We start from the raw sequence: 25114 nt of genomic DNA on the forward strand, positions 1-25114 counted from the left end.
GCCTTACCCTATGTCTTTCAGATCGAAGTGGCCGTTTTCCAGATCCACGTCGGTACGGAACAGAAACTCCAGCGGATAGGGCACGCACCACAGGCGGCCCTTGATTTCGATCGACAGCACGTTGTGCAGCTCCAGCGAGCCGGTATCCGAGATGCAGCGCACCTGCAGCCCCTCGGGCAAAATGCGCGGCTCGAAATGGAGAATGGATTCGGTCAGCGCGCGCTGAATGTCGAGCCATTCGATGTCCGACATGCGCTTGCCCGCCAGCGAGGCGATGCCGTAATTCAGAGTGGAGCGCCGCACCTGCGGAAAATCGCCGAGATCCAGATTGGATTCGCTGTTGACGCAGTTGAACAGCCACTGCAGATCGCGCAATACCCGGCGGCGCAGCTCGCTGTGCGACACCAGGTTGCGCACCTGCGCCTCCTGCTTTTTCTGCGGTTCGTCGTCGGTCAGCATATCGAGCAGCACCGGCTGCATTTTGTCGCGCGAGGTCAGGCGTTCGCTGTCCTGACGATAGCGATAGCCCTGGTGGCGCAGATCGCCGCCGTCGTAGTGGGGTGGGCGCTTATCGTTCATGGTCAGGCGCTCGCGTCGAAGCTCAGCTGCCGCAGGCTGTGCAGTGGGAATTCATCGCTTTCGCTGAGCCAGGTTTTCAGGCCCAGCCCCGCATAGTGGGTGCCGTCGCCCAGCGGTTGCCATTCGGTGCGCTTGCCGAGCAGCAGCGCGTCGTCGCTGCCTTCGGCCAGCGGATAACGGGCGGGCAGTTGGCATACCTGTTCGCGGCCATCGGTCAGGCGCACCAGCGCATGGCTCCACACCAGGTCGATGGCGCTCTGCGGCGCCTGGAACTGGATCGCGGCGATGTCGGCAAACGGCAGCCAGTAGTAAACGCCGTTCAGCGCCAGTTCGCATACCGGCCCGAGGCGGCCGTCACCGTCGGTCAGCCAGTCGAAACGCAGCTGCCGTTCTTGTTCGCCTTCGGCCAGCGTTAACCGCCCGGCGCCGGCCGGAGCGGCCTCCAGCGCTTCATCACGCAGCGCCTGGGCCGGTTCGGCCGCCCCTTGCGCATCCTGATGCAGCGCCTGCACCATCAGTTTCAGCCAAGGCTGATCCTGCCGCAGCAGCGCCGGCGCGGCCGTGCCGGCAAACACCGCCTGGCGTTGCAGCTCGGCGTTGACTGACTGCATCAGCAGCAGCGTGGTCGGTTGGGCTATCGGTTTCAGCGCCTGCCAGGATTTCAGCTGCGCGTTGGCGCGCGTCCAGTTGCCGCTCAGGCACAGCAGTTGCACCAGCGCGGCGCGCAGGTCGGCATCCGCCGGTTTCGCCTTGATATCGTTTTCGACGGCGGTGATGGCCGCGCCGATCGACTGGCCTTGCAGCATGCTTGCTAATGATTTCACAGGCTTTCCTTATAATCAGTGAGTGACGCCGTTAACCGACAGGTAGCTGCCGCTGGCGGGATCAACGCGGTCTGCGGCCAGCTTTTCCACCAGTTTGAAAGTCAGCGGGGCGGGGGCGCTCAGCAGCGGTTGCCAGGCGGTTTGCGCCTGCTGCACGCGCTGTTTGATCTTGTTCTCGTCGGCGGCGTCGACGCGCGGCATTTCAACGATCGCTTCACCGTTGAACGCCCAGGCGTGCAGCTTCGGTTCGAAGTTCAGCAGCAGGAAGCTGCCCGGCGCCTGCGGGTTGCCGCCCAAAATGAGCCGTTGGGCGTTGGCGCTGACGACGGTCAGCGCGCGATCGCCGCCGTTAACCTGCGCCAGCGGGTAACCTTGCAGGAACCACAGCGTCGGCGAGAGGGTTTGGCCGCCCTGTTGCAGCGTGACCGCGCCGTTGCCCTGCAGCCAGCCGTCCTCGCCGCAGCGCAGCGCGGCGCCGGCGGGAATGAACAGCGAGCCGCCGTTGGCCTCGTCACGCCAGAAGGTGCGGAAGTGGCAGCCCTGCGGCAGGCTGAAACGCTGAGCCGGCGCGCTGTCCGCCTGCGGAGAAGTCACGGCCACCGCCGCAGGGATCGCCGGTTGCGGCGGGGTTTCCGGCGGCTCGGAGGCCTCTTGTTTGACCACCGGTTTCCAGCCGCGCGCTTTGGCGGCTTCGCCGCTGGCCAGTTTCTCTCCGCGCTTGTCGGTCAGCGTCCAGGGCAGGTGGCCGGCTTTCGGGCACTGCTTTTCCAGCAGATTGCCGACGCGGGGCAGAAAGTCGTTCAGCACCGTCGGATCCTGGCTTTGCGCCGAGACGATACGCAGCGGGATGCTTTTGCCGCACCAGCTTGCCGGATTGCTGTTTTTGACGTCATCGATAAACACTTCCAGCTTCTGGCTGGGGGAGTAAACCAGGCGATAGTTCATCGCCTGCGCGGTCGGCACCGCCATCAGGGCGACGAGCCCCGGCATCCAATATTTCATAGTGAACCTTGCTGTGAATGTGCGCTGCTCAGTCGCGGCTCAGAAACCGCTCCGCATCCGCCAGCGAATGCAGCAGGGTGGTTTCCTGCGGTGAGCCAATCCAGACGGCGATAGCGCTGTAGTTATCGCTGTTATTGTTTTTCTTCCATGCCTGCTGCATCAGGGCGATCCACTCGCTGGGGGAGTTGACCATATGCAGCGACTGTTCCAGTTCGGCCTGGCTGAAGCTGTGCCAGAAGCCGTCGGTGCACAGCAGGAAAACGTCGCCGTCTTCCAGCTGCAGCACGTCACTGTAGGTGGCGTCGCGCTCTTCGTTGAGCCCCAGCGCGAAATACAGCAGGTTGCTGTTGATGCCGTTGGTCTGGTAGCCGGCGTCCTGCATCTGTTGGATCAGGCTGTGGTCGGTGGTGACGGCATGCAGGTAGCCGCGGCGGAACAGGTACAGGCGGCTGTCGCCGGCGTGCGCCCAGTAGGCCAGCTGGTAATCGCGATCGATAAACAGACTGACCAGCGTGGTGCCCATCTTGCTGTATTCGTCCGACTGCCGCTGCTGCTGGTGGATGGCGGCGTTGGCGCTGGTGATGTGCTGACGAATGCTCTGGGCGTTCAGGTGCTTTTCGCCGTCGAAGTTTTGCAAAATGGTGTCGCGCGCCAGTTTGGCGGCGATATCGCCGCCCGGAAAACCGGCGATGCCGTCGCACACCACGAAGCAGGCGGCGCGGTTGCCGAGCACTTCGCCGGTCTGATCCTGGTTGGAGGCGCGGCCGCCCTGGTTGGAGGTAGAGGCTATGGTGATATTCATTACGCGTCCGGTTTGGTCTGTGAGTCTTTGTATTGATTCACTTCAACGTCATAGGCGTGCAGGAAGGCTTCGCCGAACAGGGTGTGGAAATCGTCCTCGATTTCGCCGGAGGTTTGCTGATAGTTCTTCACGAAGTAGTCCCACAGCGCGGCCTTGCGGTTGGCGGGCAGCGACAGACGCGGCGCCACGCCTTCCTTGCGCGCTTCTTCTTCGAGACGCTCCGGGTTAAACGACTGCAGCATGGCGGCGATGATGGCGCGAATACCGGCGATCATCCCCAGCTGGTGCGCCTGCAGGTCGATCAGCGCGTCGCGCACCGCCTGCTCCGGCGGCATAAAGCCCGGCATCTGGCTGCCGAACATCTGCATCAGCACCGTTTTGCCCGAAGGCAGCAACTTGAACGGGTTGTTGGCTTCGTCGAGGATCATGGTCATCTCGGCCTTCACGCCGCGCTTGAGGATCGAGCGGGATGAGAGCAGGGCGACGGTGCCTTGCGAGAACAGGCTCAGCAGGCGACCGGCCAGGCGGATCTGTTGTTCGTCGAAATGCGGCTGCGGCTGCAGATCGTCAAGACCGACGCCTTGCAGCAGCGCCGCCAGCAACGGTCCTTCCAAGGTGTCGCCATTCGGCGCGGCGGCGTGCTGCCGCTGAGCGGATTGGTAGGCAACCGGATCGATGCCCAGGCGGTTGCCCTGGCGCGGACGCGGCGGCTGCGCAGGCGGCTCCTGCGGGCTGAACTGCGGCGCGGGTTGGGGCTGCGGCTCGGGCATCTGCACTGGCGGCGGCGTCGGCTGAGGGCGCGGCGCTACCGGCTGGGCGGCGACCGGAGCCGGTGCTGGCGGCGGGGACGGCGGCTGTACCGCTTCCTCCGGCTGAGCCAGCGGCACGGCGCCGCCCATCAGCAGCCCCAGCGGATCGTTGCTGTTCAGCGTCTCTGGCGAAGCGGGCGCGGATGAGCCGCCGAACAGCGCCAGCGGATCCAGTTCTTGTTCCGGTTGCTGCGCATTCCGGACGGGGGGTGCCGGGCGCGGTGGCGCAGCCTGCTCCGCCAGCAGCGCGCTGGGGGTGGTGTCGGCCAGGATATGCTCACGCTCAAAAGTGGAGTCAGTGTTGAATAAGGCGGCCGGATCGGTTTGCTGTTGCTGCAATTGGCGCAGATCGACATCGCCCGCCAGCTGCGCCAGCGGATCGGCCGGGTTCAGCTCGTGAGCGGGGGTATCCAGCAGCGGATGATTGTCCGGATTGGCGATCGGCGGCGGTGTGACGGCGGCCGGCGCGTTAGGCGTAAATTCTTCCACCAGGCTGTCCCAGATTTCGTTGGGAATTGGCGCGGCGGATTTTTCGGTGGCGGCGGCTGCTGGGGCCGCAGCAGCGGCAACGGCAGCAGCCTTGGCCACCGGTTGAGCCTGTGGCGAGGCGTGTTGCTGTAGCGCGCTGACTTCAATCTGGTAATCGTCGATGCCGAGCACGTCGCCATCCTGCAGTTCAACCTGGCGGCCGCGCTCCAGCGGAATGTCGTTCAGCAGCACGCGGGTGACGTTGCCGCGGTTGGTGATGCGGCATTCGCCGTCAGCGGAAATATGCACGATCGCCTGCAGGCGGGAAATGGCGCGCTCTTCGTCCGGCAGCACCAGGTTGTTGTCCACGCTGCGGCCGATGGTGCCGCCCGGCGGCAGAAAATCGCAACTGCTCTGCGGCGGAACCTGGCCGCTTTTATTTTTTACAATGGAAAATCGCATAAGGCATTCCTGCTGATGGGGATTTTAGACTGCTTTGGGCGTATGTTGATTTAGTCATCTAATCAGATGGCTAACTTCTATTCTTTTCTTCTTTGTAATAGGTGTTTTTTGGTAGTTGAGTTAAGTAGATAAAGGTGAACATCAAACTGCCGTAGTGAATAGAGTCATAGTTATCGTTGCCTGGTGGGTAGAAAAGATTAAGAAAATCATTTCCGTATGCAAAAATTGAGAGCTGTAAGACTCCCATGACAACCACAATGAGACAGTTGAAAACAAAAAATGGATAATTGTGTTTGCGAGCCGATAATTTTTTTAAGTAATATAATGCCACTAAAGTGATGAGTGACAATGAAAAATAGGAAAGTAAGAATCCATATGAGTAAGTTGATAGCGTGACGTCTGTAGTCATGTTAATAATCAATGAATTTACTTGATTTGAAAGCTTTATGAAATTGGGTTCGATAATCCTGACTATTACTTAGAGTAACGTTCAAAGATGGCTTTAGCATCACTGGAGCTTTGCAGTGAAAGGCAATCTAAAATATGATAACTTCCTTTAACTGAGCCTTGGCTATTTTTATTGGCGTACTGTTCAGCCAGTTTTTCGCCTTGTTCGAATGCATCCATCGGCAGTTTACTCAATTCTAAATAGGCGGAAGCGGAACGGAAGGCGTCTTGTTTGGTTCTTTCTGAGTCAGTGGACTTCCCAATGCAGCGGCTGACTAACCAATTTTTATATAGTGCCTCTTGCGATAAAATATTGAGTGAGTTTTCAGCAAGGGCTACATGGCTTCCGAGCAGCAGAGACATTAAAAAGTACGTGTATCTTCTCATCCGAGATAACCTTTGATATGAGCCGTCGTTTGAGCAACTCTGATATCAGCTGTCGTCTTTCCCTTGGTACTTCTTGATGATGGCTTGCAACGCTTGGCTATGTACAAGATCGATGCACTTGGCCATCGTCATCGGCTCTCCAGACATGCTGTCATAGGGCTTTGCCAGAAATTCTTTTGCCAGCGCCCTGACAGCGGTATGCGCTTCCAGAGAATAATCGCCGAACTCCATGTAACCCCGAGCGGCGGCGGCGGCATCGTTTTTGACTTCTTTTGCTGAGTACCCCTCGGCGATGCAAACGCTAAGCGCGTAGTTTTTGAGGTACTCGGCAGGGGAATAGTCAATTTCTGTCGCTGCATTGACGTTCAAGGTTGCGGCGATGGCCACAGTCAGTGAGATTTTTTTCACTGATTATTTCCGAGGAGGATTTTCATTTACTCTGTCCGGATTGTCTTTCACCCAATTATCATTAGGGCGCTGTACATAATCTTTCGCAAGTTTATCAAGCTCTTCACTATGGTACATATCCATGCACTTCATTAAGTCTAAGCGGCTTTTCCCTTCCTTGGCATTGTAATTCTTTTGCAAATACTGCTTTGTCAGCTTGATGATAGGGGATTCTTCATCACGAATTGCATAGTATGACCAAGCATCGATACCATTCGATGAGGCAATTGCATCTTTGCTAGCCTCTGGTGAAGTCTTATAAGCGACGGAAATGCAGTAGGTCAGAGCAATATCCTTGTAGTTTTGCAAATAGTTTCGGTACGCCGCTTGCGGTGGCCACTTTTCAATAGGTTCTTCTTGGTTTTTCTGTGCTATAGCACAAGTAGCATATATACAAAGAAAAGAGATAAGGATTTTTTTCATCTCAATACCCAAAAGTTAGCGTAATTTGTTGTATAGCGAGCTTCTGGTTCATTGAAATAACAATGATCATAACAATCGCCGTTCCCATTCCAAAGCGTAGCATGTCCTCCAGCATCGCTCCAACCTGCAATTTCAAACAGTATGATCCCTTTCTTCCCGGCTAATTCACCACCACCTGGAGGAGGGAATTTGACTCGAAGGTCGGGTTTGCCCCAGATCTTTGTCAGATAAGCGATAAGATCTTTAACTCTAAAAAAATACCATTGACGATCGGCGCCTGATACGGTCTGATCTTTTACATAAGGAATGGGGAAGCCAGATTTATTCAAGATGTAGCTCATACGCACAGCGCAGGTGTTTTCCCATTTTCCATTGGGCGCAATATTCATGGCGACACGCCCGCCGATAATCTTGGCAACATTTTGAGCTGAATATTGCGCGTTATATATTTTAGTGCTTGCAGCCCATGCTGCTGAAAAAATGGGGCGATTATTATTCATTGTTATTTCCCTATATTAATCCCCCCGGCCGTAACCGGGGGGGCATGCAGATTAAGCTTCGCGGTTTTCCTTGATGTTCCAACCTGCGCTGCTTTCGGCGCCTTTGCCGCCTTTGTCGCTCTGCTCCCAGTACTGCTGTTTCACTTTCGCCGCCTGGAAGGAGTAGGTGACGCCCACGGTGTCTTCGCCGCCTGCACCGGTGTACTGCACGGCGGTGACCAGCACGTCTTCCAGGGTGATTTTTGCGTATTCAACCTGGGTGCCGCCCGCTTTGCAAACCGACAGCTCAATCTTGGTCAGGTGTTTGCCGCTTGAGCAGTGTTTCAGCAAGGCCGGGGTTGACTTGTCGATCAGCGCGTTGACGTGCAGATCGTTGAAGCACACTTTGCCGGCGCCGCCGCCGCCGCCAACGCCCATATTGCCCGGTTGAGAAGCGCCCCAGGAGAAAGAAGTAATGTCGGTCCAGCCTTTGTGATTCGAATCTTTGGATTCGCCGCTGGCACCTTCAACTTTCAGGAACATATCAATAGCCATAGTTTCTTCACTCTTTATTAAGGGTTAACAGTAGTATTAACGTTACGTTGAAAAACTCAGGTAATAGCAGCAGGAATTGCAAGTGTGGTAATGCATTACCAATTTATATCCTTGTGCCATGCACCTTCTTAAATACCGAAAACTATCGGTACGGGTTACCGAGCCATTATTAAAATGATAATGGCTCAATGCTTAATTATTTCGCGTTGTCTTGGTTCCATGTTCGTTCTGGGTTGCCTACGATAAGCTGACGATATAAAGGTTTCATGCTTTGCCTCCTTTGCAGGGGAAGCGAGTCGCCAGAGCCTCTTCAATCAGGGGGGCAGCCCTTTCGTGCAGGCGCGCAGCGGGAAGTTTATTAAAGAGTTCGAACACAAACTCCTGCAGAGTGACGGTTTGTAGCTGGCTGTATTGGCACCAGCTTTTTCCTTCCGTCGCGTCCAGCACGCCCAGCAAATAAATTCGCGCTTTCTCTTTTTCCTGTTTATCTGTACTGCGATAGAAACGGAAAAAGTCGCTGCCTGGCAGATTGACATCATCGGACGTCAAATGCGCTATCGATGTCTGCTCTGCGGAAGCTGGCGGCGCGGCGGAGAGCGAGCAGACGACTGCCAACAGCGATGCCAGATAAAACCGCTTTGCCTTCATCTTTCTTTCCCTGTGATGAGGTTAATGTATCAGCCAGGCCGCGCGATCCGGCCTGACTCCAGTCCATCAGGACGCGTCGTTTTGTTTCAGCGAAGGCAGCTTCGACACCAGGCGCAGAGAAACGGTCAGGCCTTCCAGCTGGTAGTGCGGGCGCAGGAAGAACTTGGCGCTGTAGTAGCCCGGGTTGTCTTCGATCTCTTCCACCTGCACTTCCGCCGCGGCCAGCGGTTTGCGCGACTTTGTTTCCTGCGAGGAGTTGGCCGGATCGCCGTCCACGTAGTTCATGATCCAGTCGTTCAGCCAGCGCTCCATGTCGTCGCGCTCGCGGAAGGAGCCAATTTTGTCGCGCACGATGCACTTCAGGTAATGCGCAAAGCGGCAGCAGGCGAACAGGTATGGCAGGCGCGCGGAAAGCTGGGCGTTGGCGGAGGCGTCGGCGTCGTAGTATTCCGCCGGCTTCTGCAGCGACTGCGCGCCGATAAAGGCGGCGAAGTCGGAGTTTTTGCGGTGCACCAGCGGCATAAAGCCGTTTTTGGCCAGCTCGGCTTCGCGACGATCGCTGATGGCGATCTCGGTCGGGCACTTCATGTCCACGCCGCCGTCGTCGCTCGGGAAGGTGTGGCACGGCAGGTTTTCCACCGCGCCGCCGGATTCCACCCCGCGAATGGCGGTGCACCAGCCGAACTCTTTGAACGAACGGTTGATGTTGGCGGCCATGGCGTAGGCGGCGTTGGTCCAGGTGTAGTTGCCGTGGGTCGCGCCGTCGGTATCTTCTTCGAAGTCAAACTCGTCCACCGGATTGGTGCGGATGCCATACGGCAGGCGCGCCAGGAAGCGCGGCATCACCAGACCCAGGTAGCGCGCATCTTCCGATTCGCGCAGGCTGCGCCAGGCGGCGTACTCGGTGTTCTGGAAAATCTTGGTCAGATCGCGCGGGTTGGAGAGCTCCTGCCAGGACTCCATCTGCATCACGCTCGGTGCGGTGCCGGCGATGAACGGGCAGTGCGAGGCGGCGCCGATCTTGGCCATTTCGCCCAGCAGCTCCACGTCCTGCGGGCTGTGATCGAAGTAGTAGTCGCCCACCAGGCAGCCGAACGGCTCGCCGCCGAACTGGCCATACTCTTCTTCGTAGATTTTCTTGAAGATCGGGCTCTGATCCCAGCCCACGCCTTTATAACGCTTCAGCGTGCGGCCCAGCTCCTGCTTGGAAATGCTCATGAAGCGGATCTTCAGCATCTCGTCGGTTTCAGAGTTGTTGACCAGGTAGTGCAGGCCGTGCCACGCGCCTTCCAGCTTCTGGAAATCGTCGTGGTGAATGATCTGGTTGATCTGCTGCGACAGCTTTTCGTCGATTTCCGCGATCAGCGCCTGGATGGTGCGGTAGGCGTCGGAAGAAACGGTGACGGTATTTTCCAGCGCCTGCTGCGCCAGCGTTTTCACCGCGTTCTCGACCGCTTCTTTGGCCTGATCGGTCTTCGGCCGGAACTCTTTGTTCAACAGCGCGCTGAACTCATCGCTGGAAAAAGTCTCGGTGGTTTGCAACGCATTCTGTTGCTGAGGCGAGTTGCTCATCGATTAATCCTCACGCTCGTTGTTGTCATCGTTAACCGCCGGCTTCGGCGCGTCGGTCAGGGATTTCAGCAGCGCCGGGTTTTGCAGGATCTTGGAGATCAGCTCCTCGGCGCCGTTTTTACCGTCCATGTAGGACAGCAGGTTGGAAAGCTGGGTGCGGGCGTCCAGCAGATTGTCCAGCGCGTCGACCTTGCGGGCGATAGCGGCGGGGGAGAAGTCTTCCATGCTTTCGAAGGTCAGATCGATGTTCAGCTTGCCTTCGCCGGTCAGGGTATTGTCAACCTGATAAGCGACGCGCGGCTTCAGCGATTTCATGCGCTCGTCGAAGTTGTCGACGTCGATTTCCATGAACTTGCGCTCTTCCACGCTGGCTTGCGGATCGACCGCTTTCCCCACCAGATCCGCCATCACGCCCATCACGAACGGCAGCTGGATTTTGCGCTCTGCGCCATAAATTTCGACATCGTATTCAATCTGTACGCGCGGCGCGCGGTTGCGGGCGATGAATTTCTGCCCGCTGCGGGATTTCGAGTTTGACATGATTTACTCCATCTAATGGCGATTGGGAACGCGCCTCGTCCGGCTGGGAGAGTCAGGTTCTGATTCGGGTCTGCGCAGGGGCAGACGGTATCGGGTGTCGTCAAGAGAACAAAAGTCGGCGGCTAGCTGTTCTCCTCGTTGTCGGGGCGACCGAGAATGGTCTCCAGTTGGTTAAGCCCATCGGGCGCCAAATCGCGGACGATTTGCATAAAGTCCAGCGTAATCAGTCGCTGTACCCGATCGATCATCAGCGGCGCCGGGTGGCTTGGCTCATGAAGACGAAAATAGTTTTTCACCTTGTCCAGCATCAGCTGGGCGTCGTCGCGCGACTGGATCTGCGCGCTGCGCCAGTTGAGTGGGGCAGAGGCGCTCTGCACGGCGGCCGGTGGCTGCTCAGCGGCGGTTTCCTGTGTGGCGTCCGCTTCGGTGGCGGCCGGGGCCTCGCTCTGGCCAGCAAGCGCCACCAGCGAAAAGACCTTGGTCAGCGCGCTCATTTCCGGCAGCGCGCTTTCACCCAGATGGCGGGTGACTTCGCTGCGAATGGCGGCCAGGGTGTTGGCGATATGCATCACCAGCGCGCCTTCGGGGCGATCCTGTTGCGCCAGCTCATCCTGCAGCCGTGCGCGGCCGCCGGGAAAGTTGGGGCACTCTTGCTTGCTGCCGTCGAGCAGGGCGCCGGCATCGCGCAGCGAGATTTCACCGGCGGCGCTTTTCAGCAGCGGCGCGGCGCGCACGCTGGCGGCCAGCGCGGCCTTGTCGCCAAGGTCGGCCAGCGCGTTGATGCGAAACAGCGGGTCGGCCTCGCCGTCGAACTCCAGCGGCGGCTGCAGGGCATCCCAGTAGCGGAGTATCGCCTGGTGGATCAGCGTCAGCCCGTCGGCATAGCCCGGCAATCCGCGCAGCTGGGTCCAGGCGCGGGTGAGATACAGCATGACGCGCAGGTCTTTGGTGCGCGCCAGCAGCGAGCTTGCGAGGCGCTCGACCTGCACCCAGTCCGGCGCCTCTTCCGGAATGATGGTGCTGCCGAACTGTTGTTCGGCCTTGCCGGTGGCGGCGCGCGCCATGGCCAGAAAGTCGGCGTCGTATTCCAGGTTGTCGCCGCAGGGCGTGTCCGCGTCAACCGGGGCCAGCAGGGTATCGGTGTCGATAGCCATAAAATTTCCTTCAACGAGCGATGTTAATCAAACATTTGCGGATACTGGCCGCCGCGGCCGGGGCGCGCCCAGCCGTTGGGCTCGAACAGCAGTGAAAACAGCTGCACGGTGAGGTTGCCGCTGTGCACGTGGGTGTAGAGCGGGTGTCCGTCGGCCTGGTTGGTCCACCAGAAGCTGGTGTACTGCGCCGGATCGAAACAGTCGGCGGCCTGTTGCCAGCCGAGGCCCGGCACGTCCGGATGCTGGAACCCGATAATCGACAATATCTCGGAGTCCGCTTCCGCCGGTGGGCTGGGCAGCGTCGGGATCGCCTGCAGCGTGCGGTCGATCTGTTCGGCGGAGAAGCCGTTGCGCACGCCGTTCAGCAGGGTATGGCCGAGCTGTTGGTACCAGCTCGCCGCCATGTTCAGCTGTTGCGGGCGCCAATCCTGTTGGCTGAACAGGCGCAGCGCGCAGATGGGGTAACGCCGCCCGACGCGGTCGCGCGCCGGCAACAGGCAGCCCATCTGCACGTACTGGCTGCCGAGCGTGGCGGGGATCACGAAGTTCCACACCGGCGCGTTGCTGAACGGGTGATCGTTTGGCCCCTGCGCGTCGCGCTGCAAATTCACCAGCCCGTTATGGAACCAGTGAGCCCAGTTGTTGACCACCGGGTCAGGCAAACGGCGTTGCAGGAAGTCACCGGCGGAAGGAAGTTTGCCGTACCAGCCGATGCTCGTCGGGGCGCTTGAATCAGTGCTCATGGTCATGTCCTTTCGGGGCTACGGGCACGAGAAGGCCGGCAGTTGGAACGGATTGCGAATGCTGTTGGGCGTGAACTCCAGCGTGACGCGGTGGCCGTCGAGATTGAACGTCGCCTGACGGCCGAGGCCGCCGGTGCCCGAAGACTGCGCCATATCCACCAGGCGGTTCAGCGCCCACGGCCCGCTGGTCACCAGACTGGCGGTAGTGCCGTTGGCCAGCGCCAGCTGCAGATGCACCTGGTTGGTATTGCGGGTGCCCGGCCAGCTGACCACCAGCGGCACCTGCGGGCCGTGGCTGTATTTGAACAGCTGCCCGTCGATATCCAGCGTCAGGTTGAGGATGTCGTTATCCATCCGCACCGGCCGCACGGTCACGCGGTACGAGGGCGTCGCGGTACCGTTGGCGAAGAAGGCGTCGCGGATGCGCTGCGCCTGCTGGAACGAACGCAAGATGCCTTCGCCGCCGGGCAGCGTCTTGCCGTCCACGCCGGGGGTAAAGCGCCAGTTGGCGCGGGTAGTGTCGACCTTGCCCTGCAGGTTGTCGCGGAAGAAGCTGTCCATCAGCCCGCTGTTCGGCGCGAACATGCGCGCCAAATCGTCCGGCGTCACTTCCTGGCGCGCCCGGGCCACCAGCGGATAACGCCCGGCGATCGCCTGGCGGCAGAAGCTGCCGACCTCGAAGCTGATGCGCTTTTTCACGTTCTCCATCTCTTTGCGCTGGGTGTCGCTGCTGGCGCCGATCGCCAGTGACAGCAGCATCTGTTTGAACGGCACCGGCAAGCGGCCGGACTCGGCCTGCAGGCGCGGGATGATGTCGCTCGGCGGCGCCGACATGCCGCTGTTGGCCGCGCCTTGCACCGCCGTCAGGTAGCTGTACAGCTCATCGACCTGTTTCAGCACGCTGTCGAAAGGGATCGCCTTATTGCCTTCGCCCTGGCTTTGCGCCAGCTCCAGCAGCGGCGCGAAGTGCGCCATCACCAGCTGTTCCGGCTGGGCCGACACGTCGCCGTCGGCGTTGGCCGGCCGGTTGGTGAACAGCGCCTCCAGCGTGCGGTTGGCGTTTTGATTCAGCCTGTCTTCGGTTTTGGCCAGCAGCGAGCGGGAATCGGCGTCGCTTTTCTCGTCGCGCAGGGTGACGTTTTTGCTGACGTTGACCAGCAGGTTGCGCATCGGCGACGGGTTGCCTGACAGCAGGCGCGCGCTGCTGATGCGTTGGGTCAGGTTGCCGATGTTGGCCAGTTGGATATCCCCCAGCAGCTCATCCCAGGCGCTGATGAAATCCTGCATGTACAGCTGGCGGATGGTCTTGGTCAAATCGGCGCTCTTCTGCTCCGGCGTCTGGCTGTTCAACACCCAGACGTCTTCCTTGCGCAGGGTATCGGTCACCGGATCGATGTTGTCGTTGAACGCTTTCCAGTACCCTTGCGAGGTGAACAGGCCCGGCACGCCGTCAGTGACCGGTTTGCCGCTTTTGCGGCTGAACGCCAGCTCGGTCTGCGGGCCGGCCAAATCGACCAGGCTGACCGGCTTGATGTCGGTCTGTTTCAGCAGCAAGCGCTTGAGGCGGCCATAGACGCGCTGCGACAGCGGCGCCCGATTGATGGCGGCCTGCGCCTGCGCCACCAGCTGTTCATCTTTGGCGTAGGGCGAGGCCTGGATCTGCGCATCCAGCAGTTGGCTCAGGTGCCATTCGATCTGCTGCAGCTGTTTTTGGGTGCTGCCCTGCGGCAGGTTGCGCTGCAGGTTGAGCATCACCCAGGCGCGCAGGAATTTGCCGTCGTACTGCTTCGGCAGATACAGCATCTGGTAGGCCTTCAAAGCTTCATAGCTGAAGTCCGCGTCGCCGTGGTTGTCGTTGCGCAGCGTGGTGGCAATCTGTTGCGCCACCTGCGGCAGCAGCAGCTCTTTCAGCGCTTTTTGATACAGGGCATTGCCGGCGTCACCGACCTGATCGCCGCGGAACAGCCCCATGCGGTAAGTGAACGGCGGATCGTTCAGCGAAAAGTTCTGGCTGTCCGGCAGGTGCAGCAGGCTGTTGAGGAACGGCAGCAGCGAGAACATGTCGCCGTTGCCCACCTGCGTCAGGTTTTGCCCCTGGCGCTCGACGCCGGGCACCTTGGCGGCCACTTCCGTCAGGTAGGCCTTGTTGTTGCCGTAGCTGGTGAACCAGAGCATCGCCAGCACCGCCAGGACCACCGCCAGCGCGATGTAACCCGCCCAGTGCAGGGCGCGGTTGCGGTATTCCCACCAGCGGTTGCTGCCCGCCAGCCCGGACTCCTGGAAGATCACCGATTCCAGCGTCTCTTTCAGGAAGAAGCTCTGGCCCTTGGCCGCCGGGATCGGCGTTTCCTGGCCCACGCTGTCCCAGGCCGCGTTGGCCTGCGCCCCTGAGTTGGCCGTCGGCAGCTGCAGGTAGCGGTTCAGTTCGCCCATCACCCGGTCGAACGGCAGCCCCTCTTGGGTGCCGCTGGTGAAATAGATGCCGCGCGGGGTAAAGCGGGTTTCAAAACTGGAGGTGGCGAACACCTGTTCCAGATAGTGGCCGAGCAGCGGGCGCAGCGCGGCGAATTCCTGCGGGAACAGATAGCTTTCGGCGCGTTGGCGCGCGTCGTGCTCCATCAGCAGCGTATCCGGCAGCGCCGCATCCAGCCGTTGTTGCAGCAGGGCGTATTGCTGTTCGAAGGCGGCGTTCAGGTTGAAGTCCGGCTGCCGCGAGCGTTCGTAAGGGAAGGTGAATCCCCAGATCTGGTCGCGCTGCGCTTTGTCGAAGCTGCCGAAATAGGCCATAAAGCCGTTGAGCAGGTCGGTTTTGGTCACCAGCACATAGACTGGGAAGTGAATGCCCAGCTGTTCGTGCAGTTCGATCAGGCGTTTGCGCAGCGCGCTGGCCTGGGCGGCGCGCGCTTCGGCGCTGTCGCTCAGCAGATCTGCGACGCTGATGGTGACCATCACGCCGTTGATTGGCTGGCGGGTGCGATATTTTTTCAGCAGCGCGACGAAGCTTTGCCATTCGCCGGCGTCTTCTTCGCGCTGGCTTTCCTGGGTGGTGTAGCGGCCGGCGGTGTCGAGCAACACGGCGTCGTTGGTAAACCACCAGTCGCAGTTGCGGGTGCCGCCCACGCCGCGCAGCGCGGATTTGCCGAAGCGATCCGCCAGCGGGAAGTGCAGGCCGGAATTGACCAGCGCGGTGGTCTTGCCGGCGCCGGGCGCGCCGATGATCACATACCACGGCAGTTGGTACAGGTATTGGCGGCTAAAGCGGGTCATCCAGCGGTGTTTGCCGTCGCCCTGGCCCGGTGCGAAGCGCGCCTTTTTCAGCAACTGCGCCGCTTCGTCGAAGCGCTGCGCCAGCTGATCGTCTTGTTTAACCTCGGGCTTGCCGTCTTCCGCCGGCACCGTTTCGGCGGCGCGCAGGTTGCTCAGCAGGCGGCTGTTGAACCAGGCGCTGTAGAGGCGCGGGATCAGGCGGCACAGGAACCAGATCAGGTAGATGACGCCAATGGCGATCTGGCGGTTGAGTTCCGGCTCCAGCGGGCGATAGTCGCCGATGGCCACCAGCGGGCCGATCATCCAGATGATGAACGCCAGCGCGGTAATGCCGACAAAGCCCCACAGCAGGCGGCTGGTGATGATGGAGAATAACGTACTGAGCATTACTTTCCGGTTCCTTGCGGCAAGCCGTTGATTTCCGCCTGGGTGTTTTCCGGGGCGACCAACAGCGTAATTTCTACCCGGCGGTTCAACGCGCGGTTCACTTTGTTATCGTTCGGCGCGACGGGGTTGCTCTCGCCGCGGCCCTCGGCCTTGACCCGCTGCGGGTTGGCGAGGTGTTTTTGCAAGCGGGCGCTGACCGCTTCGGCGCGCGCCAGCGACAGCTCCCAGTTGGAGGCGAAACGGGCGCTGCGGATCGGCAGGTTGTCGCTGTAGCCGGTGACCAGGATCTTGCCGCTGACGCCGTTCATGGCGGCGGCGATGCGGTCGATGACCGGGATATAGTTGGCGCGCACCGTGGTGGCGGCGGAGTCGAACAGCCCGTCGCCTTTGAGGATCACCACGCTTTGCTGCGCTTCGTCGCGCACCACCACCAGCCCTTCGGCGATCTCTTTGCGCAGGAAGCTTTTCAGGCTCAGCGTCGGCGGCGCGGCCGGCGCCGGGTTACCGATCGCCACCTGCGGCAGATTGGTTTGGTAAATCGCCGCCAGCACCGGGCTGGTGTTGTCGCCCAGCCGCCAGTTGAGGGCGATGAACAGCAGCGAAGCCAGGAAGCCGGTCAGCGCCACGCAGGCCCACAGCGGCACCAGCGGGCGCCACAGTTTTTGCTGTACCGGCAGATCCAACGCATGAGGCGACAGGGGAGGGGCGTAGCCGCCGCGCACCGTCCGGATCAGCTGCAGCAAGCGCTGTTTCATGGTTTCCAGCTGAGAACGGCCGTTTTCCATGACCCGATAGCGGCCTTCAAAGCCCAGCAGCAGGCAATAATTGATCAGCTCCAGCAGGTTGATGTGCTCACGCGGACTCTGCGACAGCTTGGCCAGCAGCTGGAAAAACTTTTCGCCGCCCCAGGTTTCGTTATGGAAGGTCACCAGCAGCCCGCTGCCGGACCACACGCTGTTGCTGCCCCACGGGGTCAGCGCCGCCGCTTCATCCAGCGCGGTGCACAGGCAATAACGCGCGCCGATGATCACTTCGTACGGCAGATTGGCGCGTTGGCCGCGGATCTCGAAGCGGCGCATTTCGTCGATCAGTTGTTGGCGCAGCTGCGCCGGGTTGGCGTGCGTGGCCGACTGGCGGATCTGCGAAATGGCGTTCAGCAGCGGGTTGGCGGCGTCCACCAGCGGATTGGCCGCTGGCGCCATGCTATTTTCCTGAGTCATAGGTTACCGGTCCGTATGGCTGCGAATCGCCCAAAATTCCATGTCCAGCCCCGGGAACTCACCGGCCAGATGCAGGGCGAAGGCGCTGGATTTTTCCATCTGTTTCCACAGGTCGCCGCCTTTTTCCAGCTCGAAATAGGTATAGCCGGCGTGATAGGGGATCTGACGCGGCGCGGCGGGCATGGTGCGCAGGCCGATGCCCGGCAGCTGCAGCTGCACCAGATCGCGGATGCGCGTGACCGGGGCGATCTTCATCTGCGCCGGGAAGTGGGTCAGCAACACCTCGGCGGCCACGTCGGCGCGCACTGCCAAGACGAAACCGAAGTCGCGCATCATTTTGGTGTCCTGCACGGTGGCGACGTTCAACCCGTGGGATCGTTCGACCAGCGTCAGCTGAATGGCGTTGTCTTCCAGCACCACTGACAATCCTTGACGCAGCAACAGCATCAGCTTACCGAAGCACAGCGCCAGGTTGTCGTGGTCGTACACCGGCAGGCGGCCTTCCGGGGTGCGCTGCGCCGAGAAGCTGGCGAGCTCGGTGGCGAACTGCAGCCAATCGGCGAACAGGCGTTCCGGGTGCAGATGGTCGAGGTGATAGGCATGGCTCACCTGGCCAAGATGGCGGTTGATCAGCTGCAGCAGCATGAAATCGACCATTTCGGAACTGCCGCCGCGGCCCGGCTGCAGCAGGCGTTGGCTCATCTGCTGGCTGCGCTGTTGCAGCAGGCCCTGCAGATCGTTGATGAAGGTCTTCAGTACCGGGTTGCCCTGACAGTTCAGCATCGGCGGGATTTGCGCCGTATCGAGACGCAGGCTGTTGTCGCCGCGCTTTTCCAGCACGCGGGTGACGCCGAGCGCCGTCCATTCGGCGTTCAGCTCGCTCTCCAGCATCAGCCGCAGGCGCAGGCGACCGAATTGCAGCGCCGCGCTGCCCACCGAGACGGCGTTGAGATCGTCGACTTCATTCTCGTAAGCCAGATAGCGCGCCAGCGCCTCCGGGCTTTCCTGAAAGATCACGTCTTCACGCCCTGCGCGGTAAGTCGGCAGGGCCAGCACCACGTTTTCACCGGTCTTGTTGTCGGCGATGGCCAGCGGCGCGGGCGCCTGCTGGGCGCCGGAGAAGCGAAACGGCGTGCCGTCCGGCATGATGCCGCTGGCGGCGTTGAGCGCAATCTTGCCCTGGCGCAGCAGCGTTTGGTCCAGATCCAGGGTCAGGAACCCCCAGAAACAGCCGCTGTGGGCCTGGCCCCAGTTGCGCATATAGCCTTCGAGATAGTTTTCCGCCTGCTGGAAATGGTGAGGGCGTAAAAACATCCCCTCAGTCCAGACAACCTTATGAGCATCTTTCATCATCACACCTATAGTTACTTCGCTTCAGCGCAGCGGTAGATCAGTCGACCTTTTTTACGGGGCGCAGGCCATTCACGCCCGCGACGATATGCGCTTCCAGCTCATCCGGCGAGAATTGCCATACCTTGTAGAAATTGGTTTCGGTGGGCTCCGGCAGCGGCAGCGAAATGCGCCAGGCCTTGCCGTCCAGGTTTTGATACTCGGCGATCACGCCGATGTAACGTGCGTCCAATGCGCTTTGCCCGCCGAGCGTCTTGCCGGTCTGGCCCGGCGTCAGGAAGAACTGATCGCTGTCCAGCAGGCTATTGCCGAGCACGCTTTTGGCGTCGTTTTGCAGACTGAAGAAGTCGGCATCCATGAATTCCGCATCCGAACGCAGCAGCAGCACGCGAATTTTTATCGGCGCCGGTTGCGCGCCGGCGGCGGCGTTGACCTGGCGATCGGCATCGAACACCAGGCTGTAGCGCGACGGCACGCTTTTGGCGGAAGACATGCAACCGCCGAGCGCCAACGCGCCCAGCAGCAGAAACAGCATCCCGCACCAGCGGGAAGCGATAGGGGTCGTCATCATGGGAATCTCGTCGCCCGCAGGCGTACTGACTACTGGAGGATCCAGGTGGCTGAGCCGGCGTTTTTACACGCCTTGCTGTCGCCGCCGACTTTGACGCAGTCCTGTTTGGCGGCGCGCGCGCGGCGCGGCAGATCTTTGCGCAGCGTTGATTTGTAGCGCGCTTCCGGCACGCCGGCGTTGGCCTGGATATAACCCACCAGGTCGCCGCCGCGAATGGCGGAGATCGCCAACCAGTTGTTTTCCACTTCGCCCAGCGCGTAGAACGCGGCGGCGTTGTCCAGGCTGCCGACGGCGGTGCCGGTATAATCGGGGCTGCTCATGATGCTGGCGGCGTACAGGCTGCGGTATTCCTCACCGATCGGCTTGAACTGTTTCGGCGCGCTCACCGCGGCGCGGTGTTTTAGCGTGACGCCATTGACTTCACTGCTGACGATGGCGTCGTTATTGAGCGCCGGCGGCGGTGGCGGCGGGGTGGAACAACCGGCAAGCGTCAGGGCGGTCAGCAGCGTCAGGGTAATCCGTGTTTTCACAATGTCCTCTTTTTCTTGATTGAATGGCTGTGTAATAAGGCGCCGTCATCAGGGCGCAAGCAGCAACACTTTTAATTGGCTCGGCACGATGCGCATGCCGAGCGCGTTGGTGGAATTCTGCAGGCTGAGGCTGGTCAACCGGGTGGCCGGGGTGCCTTTGAGCAGCACGGTAAAGGCGCCGGTCAGGTGGCGGGACGGCCCCATCACCGTGCCGGAAGCGACGCCGGTGGCCACGCCGGGGTTGTCGCCGTTGGTCAGGGGCGTCACCGTCGCCATGTTGTGCGCCGGTGTGCCGACGAACAGAATGTTGAACGCATTCGGGATGGCGGTCGGCGCCAGGGCGATATCCGGGTAAGGCACGGGCACCGGTGTCGGGCTTGGCGTCAGACAGACGTCGGGAAACGCCAGGTCCACGCCGATCATTTGGCTGTTGGCAAACATAAAGGCCTCCGCAGGTTATCCGACGTGGATTTGTTCCGAATCCAGCTTGGTGATGTCTTTCGAGGTAATCAGCGTATTGCGCGCATGAATGCGGGCGTAATCTTCCGCCTGGTAATCCAGCTGCCCGGCGCGCACGTGCTCGGTTTGGCGCACTTTGCGGAACAGCGAATGGCTGATCTGGCTGACCGAATGCCACAGTGACTCGCAGCGTTTGCCGACCAGGCGGCTGAGGCTGACGAAGGCCGACAGCTCTTCGCCGCTGTATTTCATCTTGTCGACGTGGCAGTCGCCGCTGTTCGCTTGCAGCGTCATGGCGTCGCCGCTCAGGTTCAGCGCCTGCGCGCCGTGCAACGACAGCGAGCCGTTCGGCGTTTCAATGTGCAGATCGCCTGCGACGCAGAGCCGCGCCGCGCTTTGCGGCTCTGCGCGCTCAAGGACGGCGATCGCCCACAGCTGGTGGCCGCAACCGGCGACCAGCACGTTATCGCCGAGGGCCGGCGTCAGCAGGCAGCTCGCCGCCCGGCGGCAATGCCAGCCGCGGCCTTCGCACTCCACCACCAGGCTGCCGTCCGGCAACAGGTTGACGACCTGGCCGGCGGCCTGCTGGGGCGGTGCGATGTTGACGGCGCGAGTTGTGTTGGCAACGCTCATGGTGATCCCCTCGTGAAGTGGTCAATGCATTCAGATTCGGCTCTGGCGCTGTGCGCTCCAGGTTTCGGCGGCGTACAGTTCTTCGTCGCGCTCGAGGATCCCGCTGCGATCGCCCCAGCGCGTTTGCTGCTGGTGGGCGCGGTGCATGCGGGTGCGCATAAAACGCGCGCGCCGGAAATCGGCGGCGCCGATGTCGGCGTAACAGAAGTCGGCGTAGGTCAGGTCGCTGTCGCTGAAATCACAGCGCGCCGCGCGGCTGCGCTGGAACACGCATTGATACAGGCGCGCCTGGTTAAAGTTGGCGGCGTCCAGCGTCGCTTCGCTGAAGATCGCCTGATCGAACTGCCCGCTGCGGCACTGCGCGTGGGTCAGATTGGCCTCCAGCCACAGTGACTGCTGCGCTTGCACGCCCGTCAGGTTGGCGCGCAGCAGCGAAGCGCCCTTGAAGTTGCTTTGACGCAACGTCGCCTGGCTGAAATCGACGTCGTCCAGTTGGTTATCGGTAAACTGGCAGGCGATGAGGCGCTGCCCGGCGTAACTTTTGCCGCGGTGGTCACATTCGAAAAACGTGACGCGGTCGAAATCAACCCCTTCAAACCTTGTTTCACAGAGATTTAATCGAAAGAACGTGACAAGTGACAGCCTCGTATGGCTTAAATCTGCGCCGTCGAGCGGGCTTTCGTAAAAGGTGGTGCGATCGTGCTGAGTGGCGGAAAAATTCGCGCCGGCCAATTGGCATGACATCCAGTGGCTTTGGTTGAGCGACAGCCGGCTAAAGTCGCTCTGTTCAAGCCGGCAGCCGTTGAACATCGTCAGTTCGATATGGCTCTCGCTGAAGCGGCCGCCCGCCATGGCGCACTGATTGAAGGCCGTTTGCTTCAGGTTCGCCCGCGCAAATTGAGCGTGTTCGAGCCGGCAATCGCTGAAGACGCTGTCGCGCAGATCGCAATCGGAAAAGTTCACGCCGTTCAGGTTCAGTTCGTTGAACATGCCGCCGGCCAAATCCATACCGGCGAATGACAGGCCGTGCAAATCCTCACCGGCAATCAGCTCGCCGCGTTTCACGCGCTGGCGTATCTGCTCAGGTTTTGACGTCATACTTCCTTCCCGTTGTGGCGAGGCAATGTTTTCACCCTGGCGGTATAGGCACCGTCGAGCCGGGTCGCCTGATCCACTTGCGACTGAGACAAATCGGCCCGGAACAGATTGGTGCCCTGCAGGTCGGCGCCTGACAGCACGCATTTTTGCAGGATCGCCGCGATGAAATTGGCGTCGCGCAGGTTGGCCTGGGACAGATCGCAGCGAATGAACAGGCTGCCGCTGCCGTTGGCCTGACGGAAATCGGCCTCGTTCAGCCGGGCTTCCGACAGGTCGCAGTTGTCGAGGCGCGCACGGCTGAAATTAGCTCGCTGCAACGGCATCTGGCGCAAATTGCACTGGTTCAGCGTCGCGTCGCCGAAATCCGCCTGCGGCAACAGCGTCTTTGCAGCGAAGGCGCAGGCGGTGAGGCGTGCGGCGCGGAAGCTGAGGCTTTGCGTCTCGGTATCAACCCAGGCGCAGCTCTCTAGCCGCGCCCGATCGAAGTTCACCGCCAGCAGCCGGCATTTGACGAAGCTGACTTTGTCGAGCCGGGCGTGGCTGAATGTCAGCTGCTCCAGTTGCAGCTCCATCAGCGTAATGTTGGCCAGCGTGGCGCGGTTGAAGTCACACTGCCCGAGCAGGGTTTCGTATCCCAGCAAGTCGCGTAACGACGCCATCGTGAAATCGCAGCGTTGAAACAACGTTTGCTGAATGTTGGTTTCGTGCAACTGCGCGCCGCCGAAATCCGTCGCTTCACATTTCGCCAGGGCCAAGGAGGCGTGGCTCAAATCGGCCTGCTGTAAGACGGCGCCGCTGAGATCGGCGCGCGCCAACATCGCCTCGCGAAGATCGCAACCCACCAATTGGGTTTGGCGCAGATTGGCGTTTTCCAGCAAAGCGCCGCGCAAGTTAGCCTGGCAGAGATCCATGCCGGACAGATCGGCGCCGGTGAGATCCAGGCCGCTGAGATCCTTATCGCGCAGCATGGCGGCGGCGACGCGTTGGCGAATGATTTGCGCCAGATCGCCACGCAGGCGCAGTGCAGGGCTTTGCGCCTGTGCCGACATTAAATACATTTGGTGCAGCGCGCGTTCGCTTTCCCCCAGCTGCTTGTCGCTAAACGCGGCGGGGCGTTGACGCGCCTGTTGAAACAGCTGGTCGCGCTGCTGTTGGTAGCTTTCCGCGCCGGAAAGGTCGGCGGGGCCTGGGCCGTCAATATCAATGCCGTTTGCCAGCGCGTCATCGCGGATTTCACGGTAATGCGCTTCAGCGCGCTGTTCCATGTCGTCGACAAATTCGGCCAACTTCTCCAAAGAGGGCATCGGTTCAGCTGGCGGCGCGGGAAACATGTCATCGATGTCTCGGCCTTCGCGCTGCAGACGTTGGCGGTGTTGTTCGCGTTGGTGATGTTCGTAGGCGGCGATGTTTTCTACCATCGGGCTTTGCTGCGTCGGCGTTTCCGTATCCAACCAAGGGCCGATACAGCTCTCCGGCAGCAAATCTTTTTCACGAAAAGCGTGCAAAGCGCCATGCTCTTTATCAAGCCGCTGATCGAGCACCTGCCGATAATGAGCGACGGTGCGGCTTTTACCCTCAATTTCCAGCGCCGGCATGAGCTGCATGACGTCTGCGGCATCGTCTTCATTGATGGGAAGGCTGCCCTGGTAGATCAACAGCATTTGTTCGCGATGGGGAAAGAACCACACGGTGGTGTGGCGCATCGCGATTTCCCCGAAATGCGCTTCGCTGCCGCGCAGCCGGTTAATGAAGCAGCGCGCGCGCCACGGCGGCAAACGGCCTTGCTGAATCGGCTCTGAAGGATGCATGTTCCATATCCGGTAGGCGGCCTGAAGCGGCAAGCTGTCGCGTTGGGGAAACTGCTGATCGCTTTCCGCCATGTTGAACAGACGCCAGTCGATATCGTTGGCGAAGCCGGGAAAAGCGTGTTTCAACCAGTCGGCGTCGTAGTTTTTACCGATGCGTGAGAAGCGGCGCGGCCAGGTGATATCCAACGCGTCAAAGCTTGCCGGCAGGGCGTTTTGCCGAGGAGACGCGAGGCGCCCCTGCAGCGGTTCAACATTGGGTAGGCGATGGATGCGGCCTTGCGGAAATGTTTCTGGAGTGGCGCCGATGCCGTGTGGATTATCGGCGAACTGAGTCCCGCCGTAAGCCCGGCGCCAGTCCAGACGCATTTCTGCAAAAGGGAGGGGAGAGGAGGGGCGATCGTTGATCCAATGGCGATCGCCGAAAACCACCAGCGTTTTCTCCAGCGAATCAAGCTGGATCTTCACGGCGCAGGCGGTTTTGTCTTGTTGATGGTGGGTGTAGGCGTTGCCGGTGGCGAGAAACTCTGCACAGGCTTTTGGGATAGCCAGATCGAGCACGCCGCCGCTCAACGTGAGTTCGTCGGCGGCCAACTGCCACAACTCCGGTTCGGGGCGCAGGCGCGGGGAAGCCCCCATGTCGGCCAAGGCCAAAACGGAAACGCCCAGATGATTTTGCCCTTGCCAAGAGAAGGGGCGATGAAGCGCGCTGAGGCGCAGAGGTTTTACGACTTTCATTGTGTGTGTAAAGCTTCCTGTGGATATCAGCCGGCAGCCAGGCTGCATGCTCAAAAACAATCCGTTTTTCGGTTTAATAGATATCAGGCTATGTCACAACAGATGAAGAAAACGATGCGGCGTCCAGAGCCGATCGCGGATACGGGGAGAGCCCCGCGTCGAAATGGATGATCAAGAGGACAGTGCGCTGTCCTTCCCGCTTATTCTGCGAACCAGCAGTACGACGGCGACGGACAATGCCGCGGCGATCGCCTTGGCGCTAAATTGGCCGGCGCTCTCCAAATGATAGGGGGCAAAAAAGCCGACGCCGGCGGTGCCCAGAATCAGCAGCGCGGCGAGCGCCGCAAAACAGGGTAGCTCTATCGCCAGCGCCAGCCTGCCGGGCGCCGCCGCCCCCAGGTAACCCGTCAAAAAACCGGGTAAAATCAGGAGCCCGATCAGCTCCGCGGGCACGTTCACCGCAGACATCACCTGCTGGTTGTACTTCAGGATCGCCAGCATCAGTGCGACAAAGACCAGCAACCGGACGGACAATGCCGCCGTTCTGCCCGTCGGTAAGACTGTCTTGCAAATGGCGGCGATCAATACGCCGCCAACCAAGATGCCTAAGAAGGTAAACAGGATTTGTCCCCAGAGGCTGTCCTGCGTCGCAAAGGCAATAAATGCGCCCATCGTGGCACTTCCTTATGCAAGGTGATTTAGCGAATTGATGGAC

General features: G+C 60.4%; 25 protein-coding genes. All 25 read right to left on the reverse strand.

From position 1 onward, the window contains the following. Positions 1-3 precede the first annotated feature (3 nt). Complete coding sequence (locus tag ACOWVD_RS01205; RefSeq protein WP_004934985.1) at positions 4-579, reverse strand: type VI secretion system baseplate subunit TssE; 576 nt, start codon at positions 577-579, stop codon at positions 4-6. 2 nt (positions 580-581) lie between these two features. Continuing rightward, positions 582-1403, reverse strand: a complete 822-nt coding sequence (locus ACOWVD_RS01210) for a type VI secretion system accessory protein TagJ (RefSeq protein ID WP_273874418.1) — start codon at positions 1401-1403, stop codon at positions 582-584. A gap of 15 nt (positions 1404-1418) precedes the next feature. After that, complete coding sequence (locus tag ACOWVD_RS01215) at positions 1419-2405, reverse strand: type VI secretion system-associated protein (RefSeq protein ID WP_197799130.1); 987 nt, start codon at positions 2403-2405, stop codon at positions 1419-1421. 28 nt (positions 2406-2433) lie between these two features. Continuing rightward, entirely contained in the window at positions 2434-3207 is a 774-nt protein-coding gene (locus tag ACOWVD_RS01220; RefSeq protein WP_004934976.1) for a PP2C family protein-serine/threonine phosphatase, read from the reverse strand. Further along, on the reverse strand, positions 3207-4946 hold the full coding sequence (gene tagH, locus ACOWVD_RS01225; protein WP_197799131.1) for a type VI secretion system-associated FHA domain protein TagH: 1740 nt from the start codon (positions 4944-4946) through the stop codon (positions 3207-3209). Before tagH ends, ACOWVD_RS01220 begins: the two co-directional genes overlap by 1 nt. 474 nt (positions 4947-5420) lie before the next feature. Continuing rightward, positions 5421-5756, reverse strand: a complete 336-nt coding sequence (locus ACOWVD_RS01230; protein WP_241517463.1) for a T6SS amidase immunity protein Tai4 family protein — start codon at positions 5754-5756, stop codon at positions 5421-5423. 69 nt (positions 5757-5825) lie between these two features. After that, on the reverse strand, positions 5826-6179 hold the full coding sequence (locus ACOWVD_RS01235) for a T6SS amidase immunity protein Tai4 family protein (RefSeq protein WP_273890102.1): 354 nt from the start codon (positions 6177-6179) through the stop codon (positions 5826-5828). A gap of 12 nt (positions 6180-6191) precedes the next feature. Then, on the reverse strand, positions 6192-6650 hold the full coding sequence (locus ACOWVD_RS01240; protein ID WP_421105383.1) for a T6SS amidase immunity protein Tai4 family protein: 459 nt from the start codon (positions 6648-6650) through the stop codon (positions 6192-6194). Continuing rightward, positions 6647-7150 (reverse strand): type VI secretion system amidase effector protein Tae4, encoded by a 504-nt coding sequence (locus ACOWVD_RS01245; protein WP_071525932.1) that lies wholly within the window; start codon positions 7148-7150, stop codon positions 6647-6649. The genes ACOWVD_RS01240 and ACOWVD_RS01245 overlap by 4 nt, the downstream gene beginning before the upstream one ends. A 51-nt stretch (positions 7151-7201) precedes the next feature. Further along, a complete protein-coding gene (locus ACOWVD_RS01250; protein WP_004934962.1) occupies positions 7202-7684 on the reverse strand; it encodes an Hcp family type VI secretion system effector in 483 nt (160 codons plus the stop codon). 264 nt (positions 7685-7948) lie between these two features. Continuing rightward, the gene (locus ACOWVD_RS01255) at positions 7949-8332 is read right to left on the reverse strand and encodes a Rap1a/Tai family immunity protein (protein WP_082996670.1); all 384 of its coding nucleotides are present in this window, start codon (positions 8330-8332) and stop codon (positions 7949-7951) included. Positions 8333-8398: 66 nt separating this feature from the next. After that, positions 8399-9904, reverse strand: coding sequence for a type VI secretion system contractile sheath large subunit (gene tssC, locus ACOWVD_RS01260; protein ID WP_004934958.1), 1506 nt, complete (start codon positions 9902-9904; stop codon positions 8399-8401). A 3-nt stretch (positions 9905-9907) separates the two neighbouring features. Continuing rightward, positions 9908-10444: a type VI secretion system contractile sheath small subunit gene (gene tssB, locus ACOWVD_RS01265; protein ID WP_015378282.1), complete on the reverse strand. Its 537-nt coding sequence runs from the start codon at positions 10442-10444 to the stop codon at positions 9908-9910. Between the two features lie 122 nt (positions 10445-10566). Then, a complete protein-coding gene (gene tssA, locus ACOWVD_RS01270; protein ID WP_033643554.1) occupies positions 10567-11598 on the reverse strand; it encodes a type VI secretion system protein TssA in 1032 nt (343 codons plus the stop codon). 23 nt (positions 11599-11621) lie between these two features. Beyond that, positions 11622-12341, reverse strand: a complete 720-nt coding sequence (gene tagF, locus ACOWVD_RS01275; protein ID WP_049240651.1) for a type VI secretion system-associated protein TagF — start codon at positions 12339-12341, stop codon at positions 11622-11624. Positions 12342-12359: 18 nt separating this feature from the next. Then, positions 12360-15995, reverse strand: a complete 3636-nt coding sequence (tssM, locus tag ACOWVD_RS01280; RefSeq protein WP_049240650.1) for a type VI secretion system membrane subunit TssM — start codon at positions 15993-15995, stop codon at positions 12360-12362. Continuing rightward, entirely contained in the window at positions 15995-17197 is a 1203-nt protein-coding gene (locus ACOWVD_RS01285) for a DotU family type VI secretion system protein (protein WP_004934945.1), read from the reverse strand. The genes tssM and ACOWVD_RS01285 overlap by 1 nt, the downstream gene beginning before the upstream one ends. Before the next feature lie 21 nt (positions 17198-17218). Next, on the reverse strand, positions 17219-18565 hold the full coding sequence (gene tssK / locus ACOWVD_RS01290) for a type VI secretion system baseplate subunit TssK (RefSeq protein ID WP_411295092.1): 1347 nt from the start codon (positions 18563-18565) through the stop codon (positions 17219-17221). Between the two features lie 40 nt (positions 18566-18605). Next, on the reverse strand, positions 18606-19136 hold the full coding sequence (gene tssJ, locus ACOWVD_RS01295) for a type VI secretion system lipoprotein TssJ (RefSeq protein WP_015378277.1): 531 nt from the start codon (positions 19134-19136) through the stop codon (positions 18606-18608). Positions 19137-19165: 29 nt separating this feature from the next. Further along, positions 19166-19666 carry a type VI secretion system accessory protein TagV gene (gene tagV / locus ACOWVD_RS01300; RefSeq protein ID WP_033632731.1) on the reverse strand — a complete coding sequence of 167 codons (501 nt, stop codon included), beginning with the start codon at positions 19664-19666 and terminating at the stop codon, positions 19166-19168. A gap of 48 nt (positions 19667-19714) precedes the next feature. Further along, a complete protein-coding gene (locus ACOWVD_RS01305; RefSeq protein WP_421105384.1) occupies positions 19715-20107 on the reverse strand; it encodes a DUF4150 domain-containing protein in 393 nt (130 codons plus the stop codon). Between the two features lie 15 nt (positions 20108-20122). Further along, positions 20123-20758 carry a DUF3540 domain-containing protein gene (locus tag ACOWVD_RS01310; RefSeq protein WP_015378275.1) on the reverse strand — a complete coding sequence of 212 codons (636 nt, stop codon included), beginning with the start codon at positions 20756-20758 and terminating at the stop codon, positions 20123-20125. Positions 20759-20788: 30 nt separating this feature from the next. Further along, positions 20789-21856 carry a pentapeptide repeat-containing protein gene (locus ACOWVD_RS01315; RefSeq protein WP_277495835.1) on the reverse strand — a complete coding sequence of 356 codons (1068 nt, stop codon included), beginning with the start codon at positions 21854-21856 and terminating at the stop codon, positions 20789-20791. Further along, entirely contained in the window at positions 21853-24399 is a 2547-nt protein-coding gene (locus ACOWVD_RS01320; RefSeq protein WP_273890090.1) for a DUF2169 family type VI secretion system accessory protein, read from the reverse strand. Before ACOWVD_RS01320 ends, ACOWVD_RS01315 begins: the two co-directional genes overlap by 4 nt. Positions 24400-24570: 171 nt before the next feature. Then, on the reverse strand, positions 24571-25071 hold the full coding sequence (locus ACOWVD_RS01325) for a hypothetical protein (RefSeq protein WP_273890089.1): 501 nt from the start codon (positions 25069-25071) through the stop codon (positions 24571-24573). Positions 25072-25114: the final 43 nt, after the last annotated feature.

Origin of the sequence: Serratia sp. SA088 (assembly GCF_049065515.1) — a bacterium.
In the GTDB taxonomy this organism is placed as follows: Bacteria; Pseudomonadota; Gammaproteobacteria; order Enterobacterales; family Enterobacteriaceae; genus Serratia; species Serratia nematodiphila.